This window comes from Brachybacterium sacelli, assembly GCF_017876545.1.
In the GTDB taxonomy this organism is placed as follows: domain Bacteria; phylum Actinomycetota; class Actinomycetes; order Actinomycetales; family Dermabacteraceae; genus Brachybacterium; species Brachybacterium sacelli.
On sequence record NZ_JAGIOD010000002.1, the window covers coordinates 1,294,414 to 1,315,437 of the forward strand.

General features: G+C 69.0%; 21 protein-coding genes and 1 pseudogene. 16 read left to right on the top strand and 6 right to left on the bottom strand.

The annotated features are described in order from the left end of the window. Positions 1-17 precede the first annotated feature (17 nt). Entirely contained in the window at positions 18-785 is a 768-nt protein-coding gene (locus JOF43_RS20300; protein WP_209904958.1) for an HpcH/HpaI aldolase family protein, read from the bottom strand. A 25-nt stretch (positions 786-810) separates the two neighbouring features. After that, positions 811-1,242, bottom strand: a complete 432-nt coding sequence (locus JOF43_RS22805) for an aldo/keto reductase (RefSeq protein ID WP_245354631.1) — start codon at positions 1,240-1,242, stop codon at positions 811-813. A 304-nt stretch (positions 1,243-1,546) separates the two neighbouring features. Between JOF43_RS22805 and JOF43_RS20310 the strand changes: the two genes are divergently transcribed. After that, positions 1,547-2,929, top strand: coding sequence for a short-chain fatty acid transporter (locus JOF43_RS20310; RefSeq protein WP_245354632.1), 1,383 nt, complete (start codon positions 1,547-1,549; stop codon positions 2,927-2,929). Between the two features lie 44 nt (positions 2,930-2,973). On the opposite strand, the gene JOF43_RS20315 is transcribed toward JOF43_RS20310, so the two are convergent. Then, entirely contained in the window at positions 2,974-3,360 is a 387-nt protein-coding gene (locus JOF43_RS20315; protein WP_209904961.1) for a hypothetical protein, read from the bottom strand. 141 nt (positions 3,361-3,501) lie between these two features. Here JOF43_RS20315 and JOF43_RS20320 point away from each other — a divergent pair. Then, positions 3,502-3,663: pseudogene (locus tag JOF43_RS20320) on the top strand (TIGR00366 family protein); the annotation flags it as partial. A 307-nt stretch (positions 3,664-3,970) separates the two neighbouring features. Then, positions 3,971-4,624: an Ltp family lipoprotein gene (locus JOF43_RS20325; RefSeq protein ID WP_209904962.1), complete on the top strand. Its 654-nt coding sequence runs from the start codon at positions 3,971-3,973 to the stop codon at positions 4,622-4,624. Positions 4,625-4,692: 68 nt separating this feature from the next. Here JOF43_RS20325 and JOF43_RS20330 read toward each other — a convergent pair whose 3' ends face one another. Both JOF43_RS20330 and JOF43_RS20335 read right to left on the bottom strand, forming a co-directional pair. Further along, positions 4,693-5,457: an alpha/beta hydrolase gene (locus JOF43_RS20330; protein ID WP_209904963.1), complete on the bottom strand. Its 765-nt coding sequence runs from the start codon at positions 5,455-5,457 to the stop codon at positions 4,693-4,695. A 52-nt stretch (positions 5,458-5,509) separates the two neighbouring features. Then, positions 5,510-6,388: a helix-turn-helix domain-containing protein gene (locus JOF43_RS20335; RefSeq protein ID WP_209904964.1), complete on the bottom strand. Its 879-nt coding sequence runs from the start codon at positions 6,386-6,388 to the stop codon at positions 5,510-5,512. Positions 6,389-6,479: 91 nt separating this feature from the next. Here JOF43_RS20335 and melA point away from each other — a divergent pair, with 91 nt between their 5' ends. From melA to JOF43_RS20375, 8 genes are all read left to right on the top strand, one after another. After that, a complete protein-coding gene (melA, locus tag JOF43_RS20340) occupies positions 6,480-7,868 on the top strand; it encodes an alpha-galactosidase (RefSeq protein ID WP_209904965.1) in 1,389 nt (462 codons plus the stop codon). Between the two features lie 46 nt (positions 7,869-7,914). Beyond that, positions 7,915-9,198, top strand: a complete 1,284-nt coding sequence (locus tag JOF43_RS20345) for an ABC transporter substrate-binding protein (RefSeq protein ID WP_209904966.1) — start codon at positions 7,915-7,917, stop codon at positions 9,196-9,198. Beyond that, entirely contained in the window at positions 9,182-10,087 is a 906-nt protein-coding gene (locus JOF43_RS20350; RefSeq protein ID WP_342592243.1) for a carbohydrate ABC transporter permease, read from the top strand. The genes JOF43_RS20345 and JOF43_RS20350 overlap by 17 nt, the downstream gene beginning before the upstream one ends. After that, positions 10,084-10,950, top strand: a complete 867-nt coding sequence (locus JOF43_RS20355; RefSeq protein WP_209904967.1) for a carbohydrate ABC transporter permease — start codon at positions 10,084-10,086, stop codon at positions 10,948-10,950. The genes JOF43_RS20350 and JOF43_RS20355 overlap by 4 nt, the downstream gene beginning before the upstream one ends. Positions 10,951-11,025: 75 nt before the next feature. After that, positions 11,026-11,787, top strand: a complete 762-nt coding sequence (locus JOF43_RS22810) for an SAM-dependent methyltransferase (protein ID WP_245354633.1) — start codon at positions 11,026-11,028, stop codon at positions 11,785-11,787. Positions 11,788-11,872: 85 nt separating this feature from the next. Beyond that, positions 11,873-12,256, top strand: a complete 384-nt coding sequence (locus JOF43_RS20365) for a VOC family protein (RefSeq protein ID WP_209904968.1) — start codon at positions 11,873-11,875, stop codon at positions 12,254-12,256. A 132-nt stretch (positions 12,257-12,388) separates the two neighbouring features. Beyond that, positions 12,389-13,342 (top strand): endonuclease/exonuclease/phosphatase family protein, encoded by a 954-nt coding sequence (locus JOF43_RS20370; RefSeq protein WP_209904969.1) that lies wholly within the window; start codon positions 12,389-12,391, stop codon positions 13,340-13,342. 159 nt (positions 13,343-13,501) lie between these two features. After that, positions 13,502-13,765, top strand: a complete 264-nt coding sequence (locus JOF43_RS20375) for a hypothetical protein (protein WP_209904970.1) — start codon at positions 13,502-13,504, stop codon at positions 13,763-13,765. Positions 13,766-13,851: 86 nt separating this feature from the next. Here the strand turns inward: JOF43_RS20375 and JOF43_RS20380 are convergent, their stop codons facing one another. Next, positions 13,852-15,333: a DUF1846 domain-containing protein gene (locus tag JOF43_RS20380; protein ID WP_342592271.1), complete on the bottom strand. Its 1,482-nt coding sequence runs from the start codon at positions 15,331-15,333 to the stop codon at positions 13,852-13,854. A 554-nt stretch (positions 15,334-15,887) separates the two neighbouring features. Here JOF43_RS20380 and JOF43_RS20385 point away from each other — a divergent pair. The 5 genes from JOF43_RS20385 to JOF43_RS20405 are packed head-to-tail and all read left to right on the top strand — an operon-like array spanning position 15,888 to position 21,006. Continuing rightward, the gene (locus JOF43_RS20385) at positions 15,888-17,189 is read left to right on the top strand and encodes an ABC transporter substrate-binding protein (protein ID WP_245354634.1); all 1,302 of its coding nucleotides are present in this window, start codon (positions 15,888-15,890) and stop codon (positions 17,187-17,189) included. 13 nt (positions 17,190-17,202) lie between these two features. Further along, positions 17,203-18,153 (top strand): carbohydrate ABC transporter permease, encoded by a 951-nt coding sequence (locus JOF43_RS20390; protein ID WP_209904972.1) that lies wholly within the window; start codon positions 17,203-17,205, stop codon positions 18,151-18,153. Further along, positions 18,150-19,019: a carbohydrate ABC transporter permease gene (locus JOF43_RS20395; RefSeq protein WP_209904973.1), complete on the top strand. Its 870-nt coding sequence runs from the start codon at positions 18,150-18,152 to the stop codon at positions 19,017-19,019. Before JOF43_RS20390 ends, JOF43_RS20395 begins: the two co-directional genes overlap by 4 nt. Positions 19,020-19,054: 35 nt before the next feature. Further along, positions 19,055-19,885 carry a ThuA domain-containing protein gene (locus tag JOF43_RS20400; RefSeq protein WP_209904974.1) on the top strand — a complete coding sequence of 277 codons (831 nt, stop codon included), beginning with the start codon at positions 19,055-19,057 and terminating at the stop codon, positions 19,883-19,885. Continuing rightward, positions 19,882-21,006: a Gfo/Idh/MocA family protein gene (locus JOF43_RS20405; RefSeq protein ID WP_209904975.1), complete on the top strand. Its 1,125-nt coding sequence runs from the start codon at positions 19,882-19,884 to the stop codon at positions 21,004-21,006. The genes JOF43_RS20400 and JOF43_RS20405 overlap by 4 nt, the downstream gene beginning before the upstream one ends. The last annotated feature ends 18 nt before the right edge of the window (positions 21,007-21,024 follow it).

The following is a 21,024-nucleotide window of genomic DNA, read 5'->3' on the forward strand; positions in this document are numbered from 1 at the left end:
GGTGGGACCGGGAGGCGTCAGTCCGTCGCCTGCTCGAGGTGCCCCCGGGCGGCCTGCTCGAGGTGGGTGAGGTCCGAGGCGATGGTGATGACACGGAAACCCTGCTCGCGGCGACGTCGCGCGGTCGCCCCGTCCGGCGTGTGGATCCCCGGGATCACCCCGGCTCCGTGGGCGGCGGCGAGGACGCGGTCGATGGCGGCATCGAAGACGTCCTTCTGCTCGGGGTCGCCGGGGAAGCGGCCGCCGACGGCGAGCATGAGGTCCGAAGGGCCGACGTACACGCCGTCGATGCCCTCGACCGCGCAGATCTCCTCGACGTTCTCGAGCCCCTCGGGGGTCTCGATCATGACCAGGAGCAGCACGGAGGCGTCGGACTCGGCGGGAATCGGTCCCACCCGGAGGGCGGAGCGCATCGGCCCGTAGGAGCGCTGCCCGGCACCCGGGTAGCGCGCGGCGCGGACCGCGCGCCGCGCGTCGTCGGCCGTGTTCACCAGCGGCACGATCACGCCGCGGGCGCCGGCATCCAGGGCCTGGCCGATGACGGCGGGATCGTTCGCCTCGACGCGCACGATCCCGGCAGGGCCGTGGGCGGCGTCGATCGCCATGAGATTGCGCAGGATGCCGGAGTAGCCGAGCAGCCCGTGCTGGCCGTCGATGGCGACGAAGTCGTACCCGGTCAGGGCGATGCGCTCGGTGGAGAGGGGGCTGTCGAGCACGGACCAGTAGCCGAAGAGGGTACCGCCGTCCGTCGCACGGCGGATGACGTCTGCAGCGGGGTGGTTCATCAGGGTTCTCCTCGGAGGTGGGTGGTCACCGGTTGTAGGCGGGCATCGGACCGGCGAGTTCGGTGCCGATCTCGCCGACGGCGTGGACGACGTCCTCGGGCAGCGGACCCTTGGCCAGGTCCGAGAGGTTCGCCCGGAGGTGTTGGACCTTCGAGCCGCCGAGCAGGACGGACGAGGTGGCCTCCTGGGAGACCAGCCAGCGCAGGGCGAGCTCGGTGAGAGGCATGCCCGCGCCGGCGGCGATCTCCCCGAGGCGCCCGATCGCCTCGAACAGCAGCGGGTTCCAGTATCGGTCGCGGTACATCTCCGCGAGGCGGGAGCTCGAGAATCGGCCGCTGGTGCCGGCGTCCTCGAAGCGATGGAGCCCGGTGAGGAGCCCGCCGCCGAGCGGGTTGTAGACCATGGTGTGCAGGCCGTGGGTGAGGGCGAACTCGCAGATGCCTCGAAGCTCGGCCATGCTCCGTTCCATTCCTGGGCCCGTCTCCCCCTGCCCTGGACGCTCGTCACCGACGACGGCGCTGATGAGCGGCAGGTGAGCCTCTTCCGCCGCAGCGGGGTCGAGGTCCACATGGTGCCCAACAGGTCCTGAGCTGGAGAGCGCAGGCCGGCGCCCCCACGGTGCGAACCGCGGCGCCACGCCTCGTGCACGCCCGTGGTCGGTGCCGCCCACCTTAAGGTGGGCCCTGTCACCGGCACTCCGGGTCCCGTCCCCACGCCACACAGCCGTGCGGTCAGGCCCCGCTTCCCGAGGAGCGATCAGTATGTCCAGCGCGCCCGAATCCACCCGTGCCCGGAAGGAGGGGACGCCGCTTTCACGCGCCATGCGCCCCCTGAACCACGTGGTGGAGCGATTCATCCCCTCCGCGCTGGTGTTCTCGATCGTCCTGACCTTCATCGTGGCGGTCCTCGGCCTCGTCCTCACGGACACAGGCCCAGCCGACCTGGTCGTGCACTGGGGCGACGGGCTCTCCGGCCTGTTGGCGTTCATGACCCAGATGGCCCTGATCCTGCTGCTGGGTCACATGCTGGCGAACACCGGGCCGGTCCGGAAGGCGCTGGCCTACCTCGCCTCGGTACCCAGGACCGAACTGACCGCCTACGTCTTCGTCTTCGTCGTCGCCGCCGTGGCCTCGCTCATCACCTGGGGGCTGGGGCTGGTCGTCGGCGGTCTGCTGGCCCGCGAGGTGGCGTATCAGGGCCGGGGGCGTGGGCTGAGACTGCATTTCCCGATGCTGGTGGCCGCGGGCTTCGGCGGGTTCGTGGTCTGGCACATGGGCTACTCGGCCTCCGGCCCCCTCACCGCCGCCACCGAGGGGTCCTTCCTGATGGACTCCCTGGGTGGGAGCCCGGTGCCGATCAGCGAGACCGTGTTCTCCGCGTGGAACATGATCGCCGCCGGGGTGACCATCGTAGTGGTCGCCCTCGCCCTGTTTCTGGTGGCGCCGCGCCGCGGCGACCAGGTCACAGAGCTGAGCGTCGACGCTCGCGAGGCTGCGGAGGACGGCCAGGAGGAGGTCATCACGCCGGCCGATCACCTGGACGCGAGCAGGTTCGTGACCCTACTGCTGGGGGTGGCGCTGGTGGCCTACCTGGCGCTGCACTTCGCCGGCGGCGGCACCCTGACCCTGGATACGGTGAACTGGTCCTTCCTCGCGCTGATCCTGCTGCTGGTGCGCAATCCCTTCGAGCTGATCCACCTGACCAAGAATGCCGCCGCGAACGTCGGCGAGATCCTGCTCCAATTCCCGCTGTACGCAGGGATCCTCGGCATGATGGTCGGGTCCGGACTGGTCCAGGTCTTCTCCGATGCCTTCGTGTCGATCTCGACCCCGACGACCTTCGGCCTGTTCGCCTTCCTCTCCGCCGGCCTGGTGAACTTCTTCGTCCCCTCCGGCGGCGGCCAGTTCGCGGTGCAGGGGCCGATCATGCTGGGCGCCGGCTCCGAGCTGGGTGTGGACCCGGCGATCACCGTCATGGCCGTCTCCTACGGCGACCAGTGGACGAACATGATCCAGCCGTTCTGGGCGATCCCGCTGCTGGCGATCGCGGGACTGAAGATGCGCGACATCCTCGGCTACACCACGATCGTGCTGATCGCCTCCGGCCTGGTCTTCGCCGGCACGCTGCTGGTCGTCTCACTCTGACTGGCGGGGAGCCGAGCACCCGGTTCCCCACCAGCACCCGTGGATCAGCTGCAGGTGTCGCACACCCCGGTCGCCGGCAGCGCGTAGAAGCACTCGGGACAGATCGTCAGCCGTTCTTCGCCCTTTGCGGGGGCCTTCGCCACGGTCTGGACCGTCGAAAGATCGAATCCCTCGACCTCCAGGTTCGTCCGGTCCGCGGGCGCCAGTCCCTCTCGGAAAGTCACGTACCCCGAGTGGACGTACATCAGCGGGCTCCCGCCCTTGTCCTGCACGGTCAGGCTGCTGTTGGACTGCGTACGGTAGAAGGAGTGCGCCCCGACGCGGTCGAAGTTCTCCTCGAGGATCGTGACGTCGGCGGGGGACCAGTCGGAGTTCCAGGCGAGTGCCTCGTCACGGGTCATCCGGCGACGGGTCGAGGAGAGAGTATTCATCCTCCCAGTAGAGCACGAGTGTCCAGGGGTGGCGACCGGGAGCTTCGCGTGGGTTGACGGATCCAGTGCGCTCGGGAGGGTGCCTGCCCGTCGCTCGTGGATCGCTACACCGCAATTGACAAGCGCCCGATCGGATCGGACGCCGAGGGCGACCAGTGGACGACCATGATCCAGCCGTTCTGGGCGATCCCGCTGCTGGCGATCGCGGGACTGAAGATGCGCGACATCCTCGGCTACACCACGATCGTGCTGATCGCCTCCGGCCTGGTCTTCGCCGGCACGCTGCTGATCGTCTTGTTCTGATCTGGCTGGCCGCGCCATGCAGAAGGTCCGTGAGCAATGCGGGCACAGGGTCGCCAGAGCCGGTGACCGACAAGACATCAAATACTCAGGAAGAGTACTGTACGGGACACCTGGACAGTCGTAGAATTCCTCCTGAGACGTTCCTGGCCGGAGAGCACCGTGTGGCGCCGACCAGAAGCAAGAGCTTCCTGCAGGCTTCACAGTGCAGAGCGACGGCTGATGCCAGAAAGTCTCCTTTCTTTGTAGTCGCCTTCGATGCATCCGCATCGAAGGGTTATTCGTCATGCCTGAATGGAGTCCACCCACCATGAGCACACCTCCTCCCACTCCCGGGACCACCGAAAACCAGAATCTGCCGTCAGCGCCAGGTTACGGCCAGCCCCCGCAGAGCTTTGTTCCTCAGCCCCCGAAGAAGAAGGGCCGTTTCCTGAAGTTCGGTCTCCTCGGATGCGGCGGTCTGATCGTGCTGCTCGTCCTCATCGTGATCGTCGCCGCGATCGCCTCGAGTGGTTCGGGGTCCACCGACTCGGCTCCTGCGCAGGGCGAGGTTTCTGCCCCGGCCAATGAGGCCGGCACCGACGATGAGGTGCCCGCCAAGGATGCTCCAGCTGAGGAACCCGCGGCCGCCGAGGAGAAGCCGGCCGAGGACGACGTCCCGGCCGAGCACACCTCCGCGCTGAACAGCGCCCAGAGCTACTCCGACCTCATGCACATGTCCAAGCAGGGTCTGTTCGACCAGCTCACCTCCGAATACGCGGACCAGTTCTCCGACGAGGCCGCGCAGTACGCCGTCGACCACGTCGAGGCGGACTGGAACCAGAATGCCCTCGAGAGCGCCCGGGTTTACCAGGACACGATGGACATGTCCCCCGACGCGATCCGGGACCAGCTGACCTCCGAGTACGGCGAACAGTTCACCGCGGAGCAGGCCGACTACGCGATCGAGCACCTCGACGACTGAGTTTCCTCAGTCGACCCGGTCGACGTCATGGCGGGGCACCCGCCGTGCGGTGGGTGCCCCGCCGTGCCTCAGCGGGCTCCCAACTGCTCCGACTCCAGGAACTCGGCCATGGCGGCGGAGACCTCGTGGTCCGTCGTCGCGTCGGAGATCAGCGGCGCTCCGTCGCCGTCCTGCGGCCCGTAGTCGCCGAAGCTGGCATGGCTGGCCCCGTCGATCTCGACCATCGTCGCGTCCGCGGGCAGCAGGTCCCGGGACCCGGCGATCTTGTCCGGGGTGGACAGGCCGTCCTCGCTGCCGCTGAGGCTCAGCACCGGCACACCGGAGTCCGCGATGTCTCCCGCGCAGTAGGAGCCCAGCAGCACCAGCGCATCGACCGCGGGCGCGACCTGGCACGCCCGCACCCCGCCGAGGGAGTGCCCGCCCACCATCCAGGTCTCGACCTCCGGTGCCTCCCGGGTGAAGGTGTTCAGCCCGCGCCTGTCGAACAGGGCCAGGTGCAGCCACGGCTTCACGATCACCACCGTCATCCCATGGTCGGTGACCAGGGTCGACAGACGTGCCGCATATGCCTCCGGTGCTACCTTCGCACCGGGGTAGAAGACCAGGCCGGTGGGGGAGGCGTCGCCGTCGGCCGGCTGCAGCACCAGCGTGCTCGAATCCTCCGCGAGAGCGATCCGTGGATCCTGCACGACCTCCTCGAGCGGGCCGGGCTCGGCCTCCATGACACCGATCCGGCTCCAGGCCACGAGAGCGACCACGGCCACCAGGACCAGCACGGCCAGAGCCGCGAGCAGACGGAAGGCCCAGGAGCGCAGTCGCGGCGAAGCGGTCATGGAAGCACGGTAGATGACCGTCGCGGTCCTCCGCGGAGTCGCCCGGCCGCCCCTACCGCACCTGCCGCCGGTACTGACGCGGCGGCATCCCGCAGGCGTCGGTGACGTGCGCGTAGAAGCTGCTCAGCGAGCCGAAGCCGCTGCGCCCGGCGATCTCCGTCGTCGTCAGCGCGGTGGTCATCAGCAGGCGCTGCGCCTCGGCGATCCGGCACATCGTGAGGTACTCGCCGATCGTGGCACCCACGGTCTCTCGGAACACGGTCATGGCGTGCGAGGGCGTCAGATGCGCGGAGTCCGCGATGTCCTGGGTGCTCAGCGGCGAGCGGTACTGCTCGATGACGAACTGGGCCATCGCCATGGTGTGGCGGATGCTCTCCGCCGGCAGATGGCGGGTCCCGTCACCCCGGAACGAGCCGGTGTCGACGTCGACGAACGGTGAGCGGGAAGAACCTTCGGTGAGAGCGGCGAGAAGGGCCCGGCGCACCGTCGCCTGGATCTCCAGCAGCACCACGGCGGCCTGCTCGGCGTCCTCGTACTCCGCCAACCACGCCTGGATCATCGCCTCGATCCGGGCCCGTACCAGCGGGGAGTCCGTGACCAGGGGTTGCGGCCGCAGCAGCGCGCTCAGCTCACCCTCGGGCAGGTTCCAGCCCATCACGGTGCTGACCGGCACGTGCATCCAGCACACGTCACCGGCGCGGGAGTCGACCAGCCCATGGGGCTGCGCCGCCCAGAACAGGGCGATCTCGCCTTCGCGCACCACGAAGGCGCGCCCCGCGAACACGTAGCGGAGCTCACCGCGCAGCACCACGTTGATCTCGAGGTCGTTGTGGCGGTGCATCGACTGCATCTCGGGCGGGTCCCCGCGTCGGCACCACAGGGCCGGCGCCATCGTCTCCACGTCGCTCGGCGGGCGGGGGATCGGAGGCATCGGGTCAGCCTAGATGCGCATCGAAGGATCCTGGAAGAACACCGCAGGATCAGGCGAGACCTCCGCACACCGCCGTCCCTAGCGTGGCTCCATGACCACCACCGCGTTCATCTCCCACCCCAAGATCACGATCATCGGAGCCGGAGGCTTCGTCTTCCCCTTCCGCCTCATCGGTGACATCCTCAGCTTCGCCGACCTGCGGGAGGCGACGTTGTGCCTGATGGACGTGAACCCTGACAAGCTCGGTCCCGTCGCCGACGCCACTCGCGAGCTGGTCGGCCATCACGGCTTCGCCACCACGGTCGAGGAGACCACCGATCGCCGTGCCGCCCTCGACGGCGCGGACATCGTCATCATCACCTTCCAGGTGGGCGGGGTGGAGTCCTATGCGCACGACGTGAAGATCCCCCGCAAGTACGGCATCGACCAGGCCGTCGGCGACACCGTCGGCCCCGGCGGGGTGTTCCGCTTCCTGCGCTCCGTGGCGTCCTACGACGCGATCATCGACGACGCCCTCGAAGTGTGCCCCCAGGCCGCCTTCATCAACTACGCCAACCCCATGGCGATGGCCACCGCCTACCTCAACGCCCGGGGCCTGCACTGCGTGGGCCTGTGCCACAGCGTCCAGGGCACCACCCGCATGCTCGCCCGCAGCCTCGGCGTCCCCTACGACGAGGTGCGCTACCGCTGCGCCGGCATCAACCACCAGGCCTGGGTGCTCGAGTTCTCCCACGGGAGGGAGGACCTCTACCCGCGGTTGCGCGAGGTCATGACCGAGCGGCACCAGCGCGGGCGCGGCGGCTCCGAGCTCGCCGGGGACGACGGCGACCACAGCGAGGCCGCCGAGGAGTTCAACGTCTACGAGGGCGGCAACGAGCAGGTGCGCACCACCCTCATGAACAGCTTCGGCTACTTCGAGACCGAGTCCAGCCACCACGCCTCGGAGTACCTGCCCTACTTCCGCAAGACACCGGAGCTGACCGAGGAGTACATCCCCGAGCGCTGGGACTACTACGAGATCTGCGCCGCGCATGACGACCAGGGCGACATCGACGCCCAGCTCGAGCGTCTCAAGGAGGAGCTCGCCCCGTCGGTCGAGTACGGCGCGACCATCGCGAACTCGATCGTCACCGGCACCCCGAGCGTCGTGCACGGCAACGTGCCCAACGCCGGCTCGCTGATCACGAACCTCCCGGCCGACGCCTGCGTCGAGGTGCCCTGCCTGGTCGACGCCAACGGCGTACAGCCCACCGCGATCGGTGACCTGCCGCTGCAGCTGGCGGCCCTGAACCGCACCAACGTCGGCGTCCAGACGCTCGCGGTGCAGGCCGCGCTGACCGGCAGCCGCGAGAACGTCCATCACGCCGTGGCCCTGGACCCCCTGACCGCGGCTCAGGTGACCCTCGAGGACGCCCGCGCCATGACCGACGAGCTCTTCGCCGCGCACCACGACCTGCTGCCGAAGAAACTGCAGGACTGACCCGCGCACCACCCTCGGCCGCCGTGACTCGAAGGAGAATGACCGCATGAGAAGGCCAACCATCGCCCGGCGCCAGATCCTGGCCGTCGCCGGGATCTCGGCGGTCGGTGCTCTCGCCGCCTGCAACGGCGAGAGCACTGACACCCAGCACCTGCGTCTGTCCTCCTGGAACATCCCTGCTGATCTGGAGTCGTACCAGGAGATCGCCGACGCCTTCGTCGCCGACCACCCCGGTACCTCGGTCTCCGTCGAGGTGACGACGGGGCAGTTCCACCAATGGTTCATCACCCGCCTGGCCGCCGATCTGGCCCCGGACATCATCCGGATCACCCCGCAGCAGATCGGCCGCTACGCCGCCAACGGCAGCCTCATCGACCTCGCCGACGCCGTTCCCCCGGAGTACCGCGAGGACTGGAGCGAACCCTTCTGGGCGATCGGACAGCGCGAGAACGGGCTGTTCGGGATCTTCCAGCACACGGACAACTTCATCACCTTCTACGACAAGCAGGTCATGGAGCAGATCGGCGTCGAGCCGCCGGAGCGGATCGAGGACGCCTGGACCTGGGAGGAGTTCCTCGAGGTCGCCGACGAGGTGAAGAAGGCGACCGGTCACTACGCCTTCTCGTACGGGTGGAGCGGACCCGACACCGCTTACCGCTGGATGCCGATCATCTACCAGAACGGCGGTGCCTTCCTCGGCCAGGACGGGCTGACCCCGTCGATGGACACCGAGGAGGCGATCGGCGCGCTCGAGTTCGGACGGCGCTGGTACGCCGACGGGCTGGTCAGCACCAGCAACATGAGCAAGTTCGGGGGCGGGCACGTGGACTTCGACCTGTTCACCACCGGGCAGGTGGGCATGGCGCTGACCAACCCCGAGGCGATCGCCGCCTTCGACGAGGCCCGACCCGGGGAGTGGGGTGTCGCGCCGATGATCCGCAACAGCGCGGAGGCCTCCGATCTCGGCGGGAACGCCCTCGCGGTCACCAAGTCCTCGAAGCACCGCGAGCTCGCCGCCGAACTCGTCGCCTACCTGACCAGCCGGAAGAACATCCGCTCCTTCTGCCACGACGGCAACTGGATCCCCTCGCGCACCTCGCTGACCGCCGAGGACATCGGGTACGCCGACCACGAGGACGTGATGCAGATGTTCATCGACCAGGGCACCACGATCCCGCTGTCCATGGTCAAGGCGCAGTCCGGCGAGTTCTTCAGCTCCCTGAACGCGATGTTCGCGGACTACCTGGACCTCTGCCTGCTCGGTGAGCTCACCCCGCAGGAGACGTCACAGCAGATGATGGAGGCGATGCTCAGTGTCACGTCCCGTTGAGTCCCTGACCCGCCCCCGCAGCCGCACCGGGCGGCGGCTGACCCCGTACGTGTTCATCGGCCCCGCCGCCCTTTTGTTCCTCACCTTCTCGCTGATCCCGATCGTCATCGCGATCACCTTGAGCTTCCAGGACACCCAGACGCTGGGCGACGGGGACTGGGTGGGTCTTGCGAACTTCGCCGCGCTCGGCTCGGACCGTCTGTTCCGCACCGCCCTGGTCAACACCGTCGTGTTCGCCGTCGGCACGGTGCCCACCTCGATGGCCCTCGGCCTCGCCTTCGCGGTCGCGCTGAACCGACCGTTGCCGGGTCGGGGACTGTTCCGGGCGATGTTCTTCGTGCCGATGGTGGCCGCCGGCGTCGTGGTCGGCGTGGTCATGTCGTGGATCTTCAACACGGACTACGGCGTCGCCAACAACGCGCTGGAGCTGCTGGGCCTGGGGCGTCTGCCCTGGCTGACCTCACCCAGCATGGCGATGCTCACGCTGATCATCGTGGTGGTCTGGACCCGGATCGGGTTCTGCATGGTGATCTACCTCGGCGCCCTGCAGTCCGTGCCCGGCGAGATCATCGAGGCCGCCTCGATCGACGGCGCCGGCCCCTGGGCCCGGTTCCGCCGCATCACCCTGCCGATGCTCGCCCCCACCACGTCGATCCTGCTGATCCTCAACGTCGTGTTCTCCCTGCAGGCCTTCGACATCATCTACGTGCTGACGGGCGGTGGGCCGGGCTTCTCCACCACCGTGCTCATCCAGTACGTGTTCCGATCGGCCTTCCAGGACGCCCAGATGGGGTACGCGGCCGCCCTCGGCCTGGTCCTGGTGGCGATCCTGCTGCTGTTCACGCTGCTGCGGCAACGTGCCACGAAGAGAGCGGAGAGCTACCTATGAGCACAGAGGCCCGCTCCACCCGGAGCATCGCCCGTCCGCCGTCCATCCCGCCCCGGCGCTGGCTGCTGGTCGCGGGGCTCGCCCTGCTGGCGATCCTGATGGTCTTCCCGCTGTACTGGATGGTCGTCTCCGCGCTCACCCCGGGGGGCCAGTCCCAGAGCTCGCAGTTCTACCTCTGGCCCGAAGCGCCGACGCTCGCGAACTTCACCGAGGTGTTCACGAGTCAGCCTGTCGCGCGCTGGATCTGGAACTCCGTGCTGATCTCGGTGGTCACCACGGCGATCTCGGTCGTGGTCTCCCTGGGGGCCGGTTACGCGCTGGCGAAGTTCCGCTTCGCCGGTCGCGGGATGCTGTACGCGGCGTTCATGCTCACGATCATGATCCCGATCCAGGTCACGATCGTGCCGTCGTTCCTGGTGGTCGCCCGGATCGGCCTGGTCGACTCCCCGTGGGCGGTCATCCTGCCCACCGCCTTCGACGTGGTCGGGATCTTCATCGCCCGCCAGTTCATGCTGGGCGTCCCCGACGCGCTGATCGAGGCCGCACGGGTCGACGGTGCCGGGGAGTTCCGCGCGTTCTTCTCGGTGGTCCTGCCCACCTGCGGCCCCCTCGTCGGCGTGCTCGTGATCCTCGCGTTCATGGCGCGCTGGAACGACTTCCTCTGGCCGATGGTCGTGCTGCAGGGCGCGGAGAGCCTGACCGTCCCGGTGGGGCTGTCGACCCTGACCAACAATCCGGCCTTCGCCTCTCCGTGGGGCGCGGTGATGGCGGTGGCGACGGTGACGGTGCTGCCGATTCTCGTCGTGTTCCTGGTGTTCCAGAAGCAGTTCGTCCAGGGGATCTCGAGCACGGGCATCAAGTGAGCCGAGGCGGGGCCGGGCACTCGACCGCCCGAAAATCAGTGGTGTCAGCATGCCGGTCGGGCCAGGATCGACCCCATGAGCTCCGCCCAGGATCCTCCCACCGCCGGCACCGGAGCGGCTCTGACGTTCAACTCGCCGCTCTCGGACGAGCGCGCCGCACGACTGGTCCGCCAGCTCGCCGCCTCCGCCCCGTCGGACATCCTCGACGTCGGGTGCGGCTGGGCGGAGCTGCTCCTCTCACTCCTCGACGCTGTGCCGGATGCCCGGGGGAGGGGACTCGACGTCCACGCCCCTGACATCGACCGGGCCCGGTTCGCCGCCACGCAGCGCGGTCTCGGCGAGCGTGTGCAGCTCGAGACGAAGGAGGCCGGCGGCACGCTCGCCGCGGCGGACGTCGTGGTGAACATCGGGGCGTTCCAGGCGTTCGGTGACATCCCCGTCGCGCTGGCGCGACTGCGGGACCTGGTCCGCCCCGGGGGCAGGCTGCTGTTCGGCTGCGAGTACTGGGAGCACGTTCCCACCGAGGCGGAGCTCGCCGCGCTGTGGGAGGGCACGAGCATCGAAGACTGCTTGCTCCTGCCCGACCTGGTGGACGCCGCGATCGCTGCAGGGTTCCGACCACTGGGCACCGAGACGGTGACCCGCCAGGAGTGGGAAGCCTACGAATCGGGGCACATGGCGCCGCTGGAGGAATGGCTGGCCGCCCACCGGATCCATCCCCGGGCGGACGAGGTCCGCGCCCAGCTCGACCAGCAGCGCACCATCTGGCTCCGCGGCCACCGCGACCTCCTGGGATTCGCGTATCTGACGCTGCTGCCGACGCGGAGCTCCGCCTGAGCGCTGCGTGTCAGCTCCTCGAGCATCCGCCCGAGTCACGTTCGCCGTCCCTGGTACCTTGACGCCAAGATATCGAGGAGGCCGTATGCGACTGCACCACGTTCAGGTGTCGATGCCCCGCGGCGGGGAGGAGGCGGCCCGACGGTTCTACGGGGACGGCGTCGGGCTCGCAGAGGTCGACAAGCCGTGGGCGCTCGCCGGGCGCGGCGGCTGCTGGTTCCGCCACGTCGAGGACGGGCTCGTCCTCGCCGAGATCCACTGCGGAGTCGAGGAGCCCTTCCGCCCCGCACAGAAGGCGCATCCGGCCCTCGTCGTCGACACCGCCGAGGAGCTCACCGAGATGGCGGACCGGATCGAGGGCATCGGCGGCGAGGTCTCCTGGGCCGAGCGCACGAGCTTCGAGGGGTTCGTGCGGTTCCATGCCCGCGACCCCTTCGGCAATCGTCTCGAGGTGCTCACCCCGGCCTGAATCAGGCCGTCCGTGACGGCGCGATGCCGACTGCGTGAACTCTCGCGGTCGCCCGTATGGCGTGCCCGATTTGCCCGCTCGCGCCTGCATACGGTCCCGGTGGTTGCTGTTCCAGATCACCAGGAGACCACCATGTCCCTCGCCCTTGATCGTCGCCACCTCCTCGCCGGCGTCGGCGCCGCTGCTGTCGGCGTGACCGCCGCTATCACCCTCCCCGCCATGTCCGCCCCCGCGAATCCCGAGAGCTCCGGGGCGCCGGAGCCGCTGATCGGCACGGCGACGGAGGGGCGCCTGCACGTGATGACGTTCAACATCCGCCTGACGCGCACCAGCGACACCGTCAGCGGGGATCCCGACCACTGGCCCGACCGTCGGCCGATCCTCATCGACCTGCTCGAGCGCGAACAGCCCACGCTGCTGGGCGTGCAGGAGGCCAAGTTCGACCAGCTCTCCGCCATCCAGGAGGCACTGCCGAGCCACGAGTACGTCGGCTACGGCCGCCACGGCGGCAGCAAGGACGAGTACTCCCCGCTGTTCTACGACGGTGAGCGCTTCGAGCTGCTGGCCTGGAACCAGTTCTGGCTCTCGGACACCCCGGACGTGATCGGGTCGGCCACCTGGGGCAACGAGATCAGCCGCATGATCATCTGGGCGCGGCTGCGAGACCTGAAGACCGACACCGAGTTCGCGATGATCAACACTCACTTCGACCACCAGTCGGAGCCGTCGCGGGTCAAGAGCGCCCAGGCCATGGTCGACCTCTTCGAGGGCGGTGAGCTCGACGGGTTGGCCACGCTCGTCACCGGCGACTTCAACTCCCCGGCGGGCGACTCCGAGGCCTACACGACGCTGGTCACGGATGGCCCGACGGTCGACACCTGGGAGACCGCCGAGGAGCAGCTCACCCCGGCCTGGGGCACGTTCGTGGGCTACGAGGAGCCCGAGGAGGGCAGCACGCGCATCGATTGGATCCTGAGCACCGACGAGGTCACCACCCACAGTGCGGCGATCAACGTCTCGACCGACGAGGAGGGTCGCTACCCCTCGGACCACGCCCCGGTCCAGGCGCTGGTGTCGCTCCCCTGAGGGCCTTCACGGGGACCGCTCGGGATGGTAACATCGATAGCTCGTTTGTGAGGCGCCTCACAGAACGACGGGGTGTCCGAGTCGATGTGTAGAAGGGAAGCGAGCACAGTGACCGTGAGGTCCACGTGCACGAAGGCCGCAGCACTTGCGGCAGGACTGATGATGGCCACGGCAGGCGCTGCGCAGGCCGCAGGGCCGTCCGACGCCGAGGGGGACATCTCCACCAAGGGGTTGCCCCAATGCATCGAGGCCTGGGACGACGCCCAGGGCGATGTTCATGTGGTGAACAACTGCAGTTCGTCCTATCGCTACAAGGTGGTGATGGCATTCGCGCCCGATCTCTCGTGCCAGACGGTCAAGGCCGGCTGGGAGCACACGTATGACGATCCCACCGGGCGCTTCGATGGCGTCCAATCCTGCTGAGGTCACGAACCCGACCGACCAGCAGTCACGGGACGAGGGCACGTGCCCGGCGCCGAGCCGGGGGCGTGCCCTCGTCGTGTGTCGGCTCAGCGCTTGTGGTACAGCGAGCGGCGCTGGAAGCGGGGCTCGGAGGTCACCGAGATCCCGAGGTTGCGGAAGATCCCCTCGTCGACCGTGCCCAGGATCGTGGTGGTGTGCACGTCGCAGCCGGAGAGGTTGCGCAGCTCGTCCAGCGCGCTGCGGGCCCGGTCGTCGGAGGCGGCCGAGACCGACAGCGCGATCAGCACCTCATCGGTGTGCAGACGCGGGTTGAGCGAGCCCAGACGCTCGGTCTTCAGCGTCTGGATCGGCTCGATCGAGGAGGGGGAGAGCAGGTGGACGGTGTCCTCGATGCCGGCCAGGGCCTTCAGCGCGTTCAGCAGCATCGCCGCCGAGCATCCCAGCAGCGGTGAGGTCTTGCCGGTGATGATCGTGCCGTCGGCCAGCTGCATCGCCGAGCCCGGCTCCCCGGTGCGCTCCTGCACCTCGAGCGCGGGGCCGACGACGGCGCGGTCCTCCACCGTGCAGCCCGCCTTGCTCATCACCATCGCCACCCGCTGGGAGACGACGTCGTCGTGGTCGCCGATCCGCTCGTCGACCGCGGCCTTGTAGAAGCGGCGGATGATCTCCTGGCGGGCTGCCTCCTGGCACACCTCGTCCTCGACGATGCAGTGCCCGGCCATGTTCACCCCCATGTCGGTGGGGGAGGCGTAGGGGGAGGCACCGGTGAGCTTCTCGAGCAGGGTGCGCAGGAGGGGGAACACCTCGACGTCGCGGTTGTAGCTGGTGACCTGCTCGCCGTAGGCGGCGAGGTGGAACGGATCGATGAGGTTGATGTCGTCGAGGTCGGCAGTGGCGGACTCGTAGGCGAGGTTCACGGGATGCTCGAGGGGCAGGTTCCAGATCGGGAAGGTCTCGAACTTCGCGTAGCCGGCGGGGATCCCGCGCGCATGATCGTGGTAGATCTGCGAGAGGCAGGTGGCGAGCTTGCCCGAGCCCGGCCCGGGCGCGGTGACCACGATGAGATCGCGCTGGGTGGGGGAGTGCTCGTTCGCGCCGAGACCCTGCTCGGAGACGATCCGGGCGGTGTCCTGCGGATAGCCGGGGATGACCCCGTGCCGGGCCACCGTCAGTCCCAGGCGCTCCAAGCGCTCCTTGAAGGCCAGGGCGACCTGGTTGGAGTCCTCGAGCTGGGTGATCACGACGTTCTCGACCAGGAAGCCGTGCTCGCGGAACACGTCGATCAGCCGCAGCACGTCGTCCTCGTAGGTGATCCCGAGGTCCGCGCGGACCTTCTGGCGCTCGAGGTCCTTGGCGTTGAGGCACACCAGGATCTCCAGCTCGTCCTTGAGCCGCTCGAGCATCGCGATCTTGTTGTCCGGGGTGAAGCCCGGCAGTACACGGGAGGCGTGGTGATCGTCGAAGAGCTTCCCGCCCATCTCGAGGTACAGCTTCCCGCCGATCCGGTCGCGGCGCTCCTGGATGTGGCGCGACTGCAGGTCGATGTACTTCTCGCGGTCGAAGCCGATGCCTCCGCTGCCACGGGCCTCCGGGGAGCCGGGGGTGGACTGGACGGGGGTGCGGGATTCCGAGGCGGTCACCCCGGCACGCTAGCACCAGGGCGGTGACGGGGAATCGGGGCGCCTCCGTCGGGCTTCGCGTGTCGGACGCCGAGCCCTGCGCCCGTTCCACCGAAACGTCCCGGCGGCGGTGCGGATCGGGGGAGCCGGTGACGTCGACCCGGTGCGCCGCCCTCGGAACGGTCGGCCGGTGGGCCCGGGGAGTGATCGCCCAGGCAACGAAGGTGATTCGAATCGATGACTCCCGTGGCGGGAGAGTCCATGGCCTGTGCGAACGCTATGACGTCACGTCGGAGCACATCGGCAAGGGAGTCCGCATCGTTGGAATCCCCCTTGCATCGGCCCAGATCGTGCGCCATGATGGCCGACACCGCCGCGCGCGGTCCGCACCGGCGTCGGTGCCACGGATCGCGTCGGGCGCCCAGTTCCCGCTCATCGCCACCGCCGCCGAGCATCCCGTGTCGATACGAATCGACAATAGGGATCGAGACAGAGGAAGCAGGATGACCATGTCCTCCATCCCCGGACCGCCCGGACCGCCCGGATCCGCCGCGAGCGCCCCGCGCCGCAGGCTCCCGGACCGCCCCCTGAGTCGACGCGCCCTCGGGCTCGGCGCCCTCGCCGTCCCCGGACTGCTGGGCCTGGCCGGCTGCGGCTCCGACTCCGGCAGCGACGATCCCCGTGCCCTCCGGATCGTCGACTACTACAACACCCCCGCCGACGACGTCGCGATCAACGGCACCTTCACCAAGTGCGCCGAGGAGCTGGGCCTGACCTTCTCCCGCGAGCGGGTCCCCGGCGACCAGCTGATCGCCAAGGTCCTCCAGATGGGATCCTCGCGCACCCTGCCCGACCTGCTCATGCTCGACAACCCCAACGTCCAGCAGGTCGCGGCCTCCGGTGCTCTCGCCCCGCTCGAGCAGTACGGGATCACCACCGACGGCCTCACCGCCCCGGTCGCCGACCTCGGCAGGTACGACGGGACGCTCTACGGGATCGCCCCGACCGTGAACACCATCGCCCTGTTCTACGACGCGGCCGCCCTCGAGCAGGCCGGCCTCGCACCACCGACCACCTGGGACGAGCTGCGCGAGGCGGCCGAGGCGCTGACCACGAAGGATCGCTACGGTCTGGCCTTCTCCGCGATCGCCAGCTACGAGGGCACCTTCCAGTTCATGCCCTTCATGTGGTCCCACGGCGGCGACGAGACCGACCTCGACGGCGAGGGCGTGATCGGGGCCAGCCGGTTCTGGTCCGACCTCGTGCGCGACGGGCTGGTCTCCCGCTCCGTCGTCAACTGGGGCCAGGGCGACGTCATCGACCAGTTCAAGGCCGGCAACGTCGCGATGGTCGTCAACGGGCCCTGGAACATCGCTGGGCTGGACGCCGACACCCCCGACCTGGACTGGGACGTGGTCACCATCCCTGTGCCCGAGGCCGGGACCGACCCGATCGCCCCGCTGGGCGGCGAGGTGTGGACGGTGCCCGTCACCGGCGACGAGGAGAAGCAGGCCAAGGCCGCCGAGCTGCTGAAGGCCTTCGTCGCCCCGGAGAACCAGCTGTACATGGCCGGGGAGCGATCCACGATCCCGGGGGACGCCGAGGCCGCGCAGGAGTTCGCGCGCGAGCACCCGGAACTGGGCACCTTCGTCGAGCAGGTCTCCACCGCACGCTCCCGCACCGCCCAGCTGGGCCCCGACTGGCCGCGCACGGCCAAGGCGATCTACACCGCCAACCAGCGCGTCCTCGTCGACGACACCGACCCGGCCGAGGCGTTCGACGAAGCCGCCCGGACCGTGAGCTGACGAAGGAGCAGACATGACCACCACCACCCAGCTCGCCGCCCGGGCCTCCGGCCCGGCCACGGCCTCCCGCCGCCGGGCTCGGCGAGGGGACCTCCTGGTCCGCTACGCCTTCGTGCTGCCCGCGGCCGTGTACATGGTCGCCTTCTTCGGCTATCCGATCCTCAAGAACGTCGTGATGAGCTTCCAGGCCTACGACTTCGCGACCTTCTTCAACGGCAAGGCTCCTTTCATCGGCCTGACCAACTACACCGCCACGTTCTCCGATCCCATCTTCCTGCGGGCGCTGGGCAACACGGCCCTGTTCACCGTCGGCTCGATCATCGGCCAGTTCGTGCTCGGTATGGCCCTGGCCCTCTACTTCCGCAAGCAGTTCCCGCTCTCGGGCTTCCTGCGCTCGCTGCTCCTGCTGCCCTGGCTGCTGCCGATGATCGTCTCGGCCGCCGTGTGGCGCTGGATCCTCGAGCAGGACAACGGGGTGCTGAACCGCTTCCTCGAGGGCGTCGGTCTCATCTCCGAGCCGATCCCGTGGCTGGTCAGCTCCGACACCGCCCTGCTCGCCGTGATCATCGTGAACATCTGGCTGGGCATCCCCTTCAACGTGGTGCTGCTGTACAGCGGGCTGCAGTCGATCCCCGACGAGCTCTACGAGGCCGGCCAGCTCGACGGCGCCACCGGCTGGAAGTCCTTCCGGCACATCACGCTGCCGATGTTGCGGCCCGTGGTCTCCGTGGTCCTCCTGCTCGGGGTGATCTACACGATCAAGGTCCTCGACCTCATCATCGGTCTGACCGGAGGCGGCCCCGCCAACGCCACCCAGACGCTTGCCACCCGCAGCTACGAGATGTCCTTCATCGAGTTCGATTTCGGCCAGGGCGCCGCACTGAGCAACATCCTGATCCTGATCGCCCTGGCCTTCGCCATCGTCTACCTGCGCGCGAATGCTCGCGCCGCGAAGAACGGATGACCCCGATGAGCACCGCCACCACCGCTGGCCCCGCCGCGATCCCGACCCCACGATCCCGACGAACCGGCCGCTCCTGGATCCACACCGTGATCGGCATCGTCCTGATCGCGATCATGCTGTTCCCCGTCTACTGGATGCTCAACGCCTCCCTCGCCCCGGCGGGCAACAGCCTGAGCACCCAGTGGCTGCCGCTGAACCCGGACTTCTCCGGGTACTCCCGGGCGATCGCCGACCAGGGTCAGAACCTCATCACCTCCCTGATCGTCGCCATCGGCGCCTGCGTGCTGTCGGTCGCGATCGCCGCCCCCTGCGCGTACGCGCTGGCCCAGTTCAAGATCAAGGGCACCGCCGTGCTCCTGTTCGTCGTGCTGATCAGCCAGATGATCCCCGGCATCGTCATCGCCAATGCGCTGTACACCGTGTACACCCCGTTGGGACTGATCAACTCGATCCCCGGGCTGATCCTCGCCGACGCCTCCCAGGGCATCCCCTTCGCCATCCTCATCATGCGCGCCTACCTCGAGACCTTCGAGACCTCCATCGTCGAGGCCGCCCGGGTCGACGGCTGCGGGCACGTGCGGGCCTTCTGGTCGATCGTGCTGCCGGTCTCGAAGAACTCCCTGATCACTGCCGGGATCTTCTCGTTCCTGTTCGCCTGGAGCGACTTCCTGATGGCGCTGACGCTGACCACCGGCGAGAGCATCCGTCCCGTGACGCTGGGGCTGTACACCTACATCGGCACCAACGACACCGACTGGAGCGCCGTGATGTCCACGGCCGTGCTCTCCTCCCTGCCCGCGGTGATCCTCATGATCGTCGCCCAGAAGTACGTCGCCGCCGGTGCCACCGGCGGGGCCGTGAAATGACCCCCGAACCCGCACCCCCACGGAAGGACACCTCGATGACCACCACGACCACCACGCCCACCACCTCCTCCACAGCTGCCGCGCCGCTGCGCGTGACCGTCTGGGGCGAGAACCGCCACGAGCAGCGTGACCAGCGAGTGCGAGACCACTACCCCGAGGGCATGCACTCCGCGATCCGAGACGCCGTCACCGAGCATCACGGCGAGTCCGTCACCACCCGGATCGCCCTGCTCGATGACCCCGAGCACGGGCTCAGCGAGGAGGTCCTCGCGCAGACCGACGTGCTGACCTGGTGGGGCCACATGGCTCACGACGAGGTCTCCGACGAGGTCGCCGAGCGCGTCCAGAAGCACGTGCTGGCCGGCATGGGCCTGGTGGTGCTGCACTCCGGGCACTGGTCCAAGCCCTTCACCCGCCTCATGGGCACCACCTGCACCTTGCGTTGGCGCAACGAGGCCGACCGCGAGCTGGTCTGGACCGTGAACCCCTCCCACCCCATCGCCGAGGGCGTCCCGCACCCGCTGATCATCGACGAGCAGGAGATGTACGGCGAGCACTTCGACATCCCCGTGCCCGAGGAGCTGGTGTTCGTCTCCTCCTTCAGCGGGGGAGAGGTGTTCCGCTCCGGCTGCACCTTCCGTCGCGGCAAGGGCAAGATCTTCTACTTCAGCCCCGGCGACCAGGACTACCCCGTCTACCAGCATCCCGACGTCCGCCGCGTGATCGCCAACGGCGTGGGGTGGGCCCGTCCCGCGGTCGCCGACCGCGAGGTCCCCTTCCTGGACCGCTACGAGACCGACTGGTTCCTCACCGGCTCCGGTGGGCAGGGCCTGGGCGACGCGGCCGCGGCGGGCAAGAGCGCATGAGCGCGACCGCGATCACCCCGGTCCCCGTCGTCGTGGTCGGCGCCGGCGGCATGGGGAGGACCTGGCTGCGCGTCGTGCTTCAGGCGCAGGAGGCCCGCCTGGTCGGCGTCGTCGACGTGCTCGAGGGCGCCGCGGAGCGGGCGGTCGACGAGCTCGTCCCCGCGGAGCGCCGCACCGAGATCGTCACCGGCACCGACGCCGTCACCGTCGCCCGGCAGGCATCGGCGGAGGCGGTCATCGACGTGACCATCCCGGCCGCCCACCATCCGGTCACGGCCGACGCCCTCCACGCCGGCTACCCCGTGCTGGGCGAGAAGCCCTGCGCGGCGACCCTCGCCGAGGCCGTGTCGCTGGCGGGGCATGCCGAGGCCACCGGGAGGCTGTTCATGGTCTCCCAGTCCCGGCGCAACAACCCCCACCTGCACGAGGCGCGACGGCTCGCCGAGGAGCTCGGCGGGGTCGGCATCGTCGACACCCGTTTCGCCAAGGCGCCCCGCTTCGGGGGCTTCCGTGACGCCATGGAGCATCCGCTGCTGGTCGACATGGCGATCCACGCCTTCGACGCCGGCCGCGTGCTGATCGACGGCAATCCGGTCGCCGTGACCGCCACCACCTACAACCCGAGCTGGAGCTGGTACGCCGGGGACGCGGCGGCGACCGTCGCGATCACCTACGACACCGGCGCCGTGCACACCTACTCCGGCTCCTGGGCCGCCCCGGGACGCGAGACCAGCTGGAACGGCGACTGGCAGCTCAGCTGCGCGAGCGGCAGCGTCCACTGGGACGGTGAGAACCCGCCGACGGCCCAGCCCGAGGTGGGCGAGCAGATCGACGGCCGCGCCCCCTCGGAACGGTCCCGCTGGGAGCTCGACGCCTCGCTGGCCGAGTTCTGCGCCGCGCTGCGCGGTGCGTCCGTCCCCGACTCCGAGGTCCACGGCAACGTCTGGACCCAGGCGATCGTCGAGGCCGCGGTCCGCTCCGCCGACGCCGGACGCCGGGTGCAGCTGGCCGAGGTGCTCGACGAGGCTCTCGCCGAGGCCCGCGAGCTCGATCTCGCGGACGGACGCAGTCACGCCCTCTCGGCGTGGAAGACTGGCATCGCGGGGCTGCGGACCTGGTAGAGAGGTGGACCAGCCGCC

Excerpts from the sequence above, each read along its gene's own strand:
- JOF43_RS20400 (WP_209904974.1), top strand. The coding sequence starts at position 19,055 with ATGACCACCACGACCACCACGCCCACCACCTCCTCCACAGCTGCCGCG.
- JOF43_RS20345 (WP_209904966.1), top strand. The coding sequence starts at position 7,915 with ATGAGAAGGCCAACCATCGCCCGGCGCCAGATCCTGGCCGTCGCCGGG.
- JOF43_RS20365 (WP_209904968.1), top strand. The coding sequence starts at position 11,873 with ATGCGACTGCACCACGTTCAGGTGTCGATGCCCCGCGGCGGGGAGGAG.
- JOF43_RS20315 (WP_209904961.1), bottom strand. The coding sequence starts at position 3,360 with ATGAATACTCTCTCCTCGACCCGTCGCCGGATGACCCGTGACGAGGCA.
- JOF43_RS20375 (WP_209904970.1), top strand. The coding sequence starts at position 13,502 with ATGATGGCCACGGCAGGCGCTGCGCAGGCCGCAGGGCCGTCCGACGCC.
- JOF43_RS20335 (WP_209904964.1), bottom strand. The coding sequence starts at position 6,388 with ATGCCTCCGATCCCCCGCCCGCCGAGCGACGTGGAGACGATGGCGCCG.
- JOF43_RS22805 (WP_245354631.1), bottom strand. The coding sequence starts at position 1,242 with ATGGCCGAGCTTCGAGGCATCTGCGAGTTCGCCCTCACCCACGGCCTG.
- JOF43_RS20395 (WP_209904973.1), top strand. The coding sequence starts at position 18,150 with ATGACCCCGATGAGCACCGCCACCACCGCTGGCCCCGCCGCGATCCCG.
- JOF43_RS20405 (WP_209904975.1), top strand. The coding sequence starts at position 19,882 with ATGAGCGCGACCGCGATCACCCCGGTCCCCGTCGTCGTGGTCGGCGCC.
- JOF43_RS20385 (WP_245354634.1), top strand. The coding sequence starts at position 15,888 with ATGACCATGTCCTCCATCCCCGGACCGCCCGGACCGCCCGGATCCGCC.
- JOF43_RS20355 (WP_209904967.1), top strand. The coding sequence starts at position 10,084 with ATGAGCACAGAGGCCCGCTCCACCCGGAGCATCGCCCGTCCGCCGTCC.
- JOF43_RS20390 (WP_209904972.1), top strand. The coding sequence starts at position 17,203 with ATGACCACCACCACCCAGCTCGCCGCCCGGGCCTCCGGCCCGGCCACG.
- JOF43_RS20370 (WP_209904969.1), top strand. The coding sequence starts at position 12,389 with ATGTCCCTCGCCCTTGATCGTCGCCACCTCCTCGCCGGCGTCGGCGCC.
- JOF43_RS22810 (WP_245354633.1), top strand. The coding sequence starts at position 11,026 with ATGAGCTCCGCCCAGGATCCTCCCACCGCCGGCACCGGAGCGGCTCTG.
- JOF43_RS20300 (WP_209904958.1), bottom strand. The coding sequence starts at position 785 with ATGAACCACCCCGCTGCAGACGTCATCCGCCGTGCGACGGACGGCGGT.
- melA (WP_209904965.1), top strand. The coding sequence starts at position 6,480 with ATGACCACCACCGCGTTCATCTCCCACCCCAAGATCACGATCATCGGA.
- JOF43_RS20325 (WP_209904962.1), top strand. The coding sequence starts at position 3,971 with ATGAGCACACCTCCTCCCACTCCCGGGACCACCGAAAACCAGAATCTG.
- JOF43_RS20330 (WP_209904963.1), bottom strand. The coding sequence starts at position 5,457 with ATGACCGCTTCGCCGCGACTGCGCTCCTGGGCCTTCCGTCTGCTCGCG.
- JOF43_RS20310 (WP_245354632.1), top strand. The coding sequence starts at position 1,547 with ATGTCCAGCGCGCCCGAATCCACCCGTGCCCGGAAGGAGGGGACGCCG.